This window comes from Frankia sp. CcWB2 (genome assembly GCF_977927585.1).
The window spans coordinates 6834-8082 of sequence record NZ_CDWRCM010000179.1 but is presented as its reverse complement, the minus strand read 5'-3'; the positions used below and the strand labels follow the sequence as shown (position 1 = coordinate 8082).

At 68.6% G+C, this 1249-nt stretch carries 2 protein-coding genes; both read right to left on the bottom strand.

Annotation, left to right across the window (positions count from 1 at the left end):
- Window positions 1–550: MFS transporter (locus tag ACY45C_RS16915; protein ID WP_462188532.1), on the bottom strand; the 550-nt coding region annotated here is incomplete at its 3' end.
- A 171-nt stretch (window positions 551–721) separates the two neighbouring features.
- On the bottom strand, window positions 722–1249 hold a 528-nt coding region (locus ACY45C_RS16910; protein ID WP_462188531.1), incomplete at its 5' end, for a PucR family transcriptional regulator.

Here is a 1249-nt window from a genome sequence, read left to right as displayed (position 1 = left end):
AGTCCAGCGTGCTGGCGAGTAAGGCGCTGATTCCGATCGCCGCCAGGTTGGCCGAGGTCGCACTGATGTAGAAGAAGCTCGAGTACAGCTCCCGACGGCCATCCGGTGCGGACTCGATGAGAAACGCGCTTCCCGCGGCATACTCGCCTCCCGCGGAGGCGCCCTGGATCAGCCGGGCCAGCAGGAGCAGCGCCGGGGCGGCGACCCCGACCTGCTCGTAGGTGGGGGCAAGCCCGATGATGAGACTGCCCAGGCCCATGCCCATAATCGTGGTGCTAAGCGTCCTGCGGCGGCCGATCCGGTCGGCGAGAATCCCGAGGATCAGCGATCCGACCGGTCGGGCGAAGAATCCGACGGCGAAGATCGCTAACGTCGACATCAGCGGCACCAGGCTGCCTCCCGGGCTGGCCGGGAAGAACTGCGTGGAGAAGTACACCGCAGGCATCGAGTAGATGTACCAGTCGAACCATTCGACGGCGTTGCCGACGGAAGCGGCCAGGAGCTGCCGATAATGGTTGGTCCGCGCTCGGAGGCCGGTTGTTGCTGTCATCGAAGCGGTCATGGGTTGCTCCCCTGTTGGGCGGCGGCCGAGACCGCCAGCTCGGGACGTCGAGCTCTGATGGGCCCGATAGCGGGTACGGATTCCCAACAGGATGTGGCGTGCGACACATTGGAGGCTACGGGCGGGATGCCAACGTGGCGCCCCTTGCTTCGTAGGCGGCTACGAAACCGGCGGGGCTGCCGTCTCCGCGTGGAAGGCCCAGGACAGTTCCACCAGGGTGTCGGTGTCGTCCAGGGACCGCCCGGTCAGCTCCTCGAACCGGGCTAACCGGTAGCGCAGCGTGTTGACGTGTATGTGCAGCGCCTCGGCGGTCCGCGGGATGTTACGGCCATTGGCCAGGTAGCAGCGGAGCGACTCGACGACTTCCTCCCCGAACGCACCGGTGCCCCGGAGCGGCTGGAGGTAGCGGGCCCGCATCAGTGCGGTCACGTCCGCCGCGCGCGGCACGGCCACCCGCCAGCCGAGGCCCTCGAGGGTGTGCACGCCCTCGTTGTGGCGCAGTCGGGCCGTGGCCAATACGTCGTTGGCCACCGAGAAGGACGTCGCGACCCGGTCCAGCGGCCCCTCGGGCCCGGCGGCGACCAGCAGCCCCGGGACCGCGGGTGGCAGCCCCGACACGATCCCCACGAGCCGGCCTTGGGAGGGCACCAGGAGCAGGACCACGTTGCTGCGCCGGCATCCCTGGTT